This is a genomic window from Candidatus Nanopusillus massiliensis, from assembly GCF_920984865.1.
Genome location: NZ_OV100765.1, coordinates 4695 through 5931, shown reverse-complemented (window position 1 = coordinate 5931; position 1237 = coordinate 4695). Strand labels below are relative to the sequence as shown.

Below are 1237 nucleotides of genomic sequence, written 5' to 3'. Positions count from 1 at the left end.
TTAAATATTGATTTATACCTTCCTTTGATCCAACAGGATATGAAAAAGCACCATATGCCTTTTGTACTCCATAAACAAAATTTATTATATCAGAAATTGAATCTAAAAATAATAAATCATGATCTATTATCAATATTGTATCTTTTTCCTTTATTTCATTTAAATTATTTAATATTCTCAATCTTTCATATATATCTAAGTAATTTGTAACCTCATCAATTAATAATAAATCATGTTCCTTCTATACAGAATATATATATAATACTTTCTGAAATTCTCCTCCTGCTAATTCTCCAATTTTTCTATCTAATATATTTTCTATTTCAAATTTTTTTATTACTTCATCTAAATTATTTATAACTTTTGATAAAAATTCCCTAACCGTTTTAGCTTTTAGCATATTTTTTATTTGTGTAATATTCTGTGGTTTATATGAGATTATTATTTTATTATTTTATTTTTTTTCAAAATATAATTGAAGTTCAGAACCCCTAAATTCTCTTATAATTTCTTTATCATCATATTTTTTATTAAAATCACCAAAATTTGGTTTTAATAAACCAGCTATTATATTTNNNGCTGTACTTTTACCCATTCCATTCCTTCCAATTATCCCATCAACTTTTCCTTCCTTAATTATTGGTAATTTATGTAATTTAAATGTATTTGGACCATATTGTAAATACAGGTTTTGCTTCAGGTTCCCTTGTTGAGTTTATAATTATTATTGCATTAAATGGACATTTCTTTACACATATTCCACATCCAATACATAAAGATTCATCAATAGATGGTTTTTTATCTTAGTAAATTTTAAATATTTTTAAATTATTCTTTTGAACAGGACATACTTTCATACATAAATAATCACATTTTTCAGGAGCTTTACACCTATCCNTATCAATTACAGCAATTCTTTTCATATTCATGTCACTTCTATCTTACTTTTATTATTTATGGCTTCTAATATTTTCTGCCCTATTTCAGAATTAGGATTTAAAATAATTTTTCCCTTTTTATTTATCTTAAATTTTCGTATTGAATTTTCGTTTCTGGACCATTTTGCTTCCTTTTTCTTAAATCAATTACTAAACAATATTGTAAGATAATCCTTCGATATTTCATAATCAAAATTTATGCTCTCATTAAGATTTTCAGCATTTTTTATTTCAATTGTTGAATTATATTTGTCTCTTATACTCATCAAATATCTTTTCTCATTTCTAATAAATTTCCT

4 protein-coding genes are annotated in these 1237 nt (G+C 23.1%); all 4 read right to left on the bottom strand.

What is annotated here, in order from left to right; genetic code table 11:
• Positions 1–241: 241 nt before the first annotated feature.
• Positions 242–400: a hypothetical protein gene (locus tag LUA84_RS00045; protein ID WP_231433863.1), complete on the bottom strand. Its 159-nt coding sequence runs from the start codon at positions 398–400 to the stop codon at positions 242–244.
• 54 nt (positions 401–454) lie between these two features.
• Positions 455–637, bottom strand: a complete 183-nt coding sequence (locus LUA84_RS00040; protein ID WP_256443559.1) for an ATP-binding cassette domain-containing protein — start codon at positions 635–637, stop codon at positions 455–457.
• A 19-nt stretch (positions 638–656) separates the two neighbouring features.
• Entirely contained in the window at positions 657–770 is a 114-nt protein-coding gene (locus tag LUA84_RS04900) for a 4Fe-4S binding protein (RefSeq protein ID WP_457913306.1), read from the bottom strand.
• Positions 771–803: 33 nt separating this feature from the next.
• On the bottom strand, positions 804–923 hold the full coding sequence (locus LUA84_RS04895) for a hypothetical protein (protein WP_457913275.1): 120 nt from the start codon (positions 921–923) through the stop codon (positions 804–806).
• Positions 924–1237: the final 314 nt, after the last annotated feature.